This is a genomic window from Cupriavidus sp. GW821-FHT07C08, assembly GCF_059419025.1.
This window is the reverse complement of sequence record NZ_JBWKQZ010000083.1, coordinates 1-1,206: the sequence shown is the minus strand read 5'-3', so window position 1 is coordinate 1,206 and position 1,206 is coordinate 1. Positions and strand designations below refer to the sequence as shown.

The window sequence follows — 1,206 nt, the reverse complement described above, 5'->3', positions numbered from 1 at the left end:
CTAAGGCAATGCTGATTAAGTCCTCCGATTCGTGAGGAGAAGCGTTATTTGAAGAATCACGAGCGCAGAAAGAGATGAACAATGAAGCAGATGACGTTGGCAGCGGGTGCCGATCAAGGAGCTGGATTCGAGCAATACCGTAAGCCAACGCGACGTGAGGCATTTCTGGCGACGATGGAGGCGATCGTGCCATGGGCGGCGTTGTGTGCCGTGATCGAGCCGTACTATCCGAAGGCGGGCAACGGCCGGCCACCCATTGGTCTGGAGCGGATGCTGCGTATCCACTTTTTGCAGCACTGGTTCAACCTGGCGGATCTGGCTTGCGAAGAGGCGCTGTATGACAGCGCCAGCCTGCGCCGCTTTGTAGGCATTGACCTGGGTCGTGAGCCGGTGCCGGATGCCACCACGCTGCTGAAGTTTCGCCGCCTGCTGGAGAAGCACCAGCTTGCCGAGCGGCTGTTCGCTGAGGTAGGCCGGGTCCTGCAGGCCAGTGGCGTGAAGCTGAAGACCGGCACCATTGTGGATGCCACGATCATCGGCGCACCCAGTTCGACGAAGAATGAAGAGAAGGCGCGCGACCCCGAGATGCATCAGACCCGCAAAGGTCAGCAGTGGTTCTTTGGGATGAAGTTGCACATTGGCGTAGACAGCCAGAGTGGATTGGCCCACTCGGCAGTCGTGACGCCGGCCAATATCCACGACAAGCATGCGCTGCCCCAGCTACTGCATGGGGAGGAACAGCGCGTCTATGGCGATAGTGCCTACGCCAGTCAGCGCGCGCTGATCGCATCCAAGGCACCCCGCGCCAGGGACTTCACCAATCAGCGTACCCGCCGGAATGGGCAGATAGATGAAGTGCAACGGGGGAAGAACCGCAGCAAGTCTCGCATCCGTGCCCGGGTTGAGCATGTCTTTGCCGTGGTCAAGCGCCTGTGGGGCTTTACGAAAGTACGCTACCGTGGCCTGAAGAAGAATGCCGGCAGGGCCTTCACGGCCCTGGCGCTGGCTAATCTTTACCTCAGCAGAGGGCATCTGATGGGAGCAGTCCGCCCGTAAAGGGCGAATGTGGGGCGAGTGCCCCGCTAACACGCCCCAGTTGGGGATGCGGCAGGAAGAATCCTCGTCATCAGAGCCATTTTTCCTGGACGAGACTTTCTTATCAGCCTGAACGCCTCAATTCACTCGGCTTGTTCAGCGTAGCCCTAA

1 protein-coding gene is annotated in these 1,206 nt (G+C 59.4%); it reads left to right on the top strand.

All coding sequences use genetic code 11. The annotated features are described in order from the left end of the window. Positions 1-81: 81 nt before the first annotated feature. The gene (locus AC07UK_RS38780; protein WP_494688354.1) at positions 82-1,056 is read left to right on the top strand and encodes an IS5 family transposase; all 975 of its coding nucleotides are present in this window, start codon (positions 82-84) and stop codon (positions 1,054-1,056) included. Positions 1,057-1,206: the final 150 nt, after the last annotated feature.

Excerpts from the sequence above, each read along its gene's own strand:
- AC07UK_RS38780 (WP_494688354.1), top strand. The coding sequence starts at position 82 with ATGAAGCAGATGACGTTGGCAGCGGGTGCCGATCAAGGAGCTGGATTC.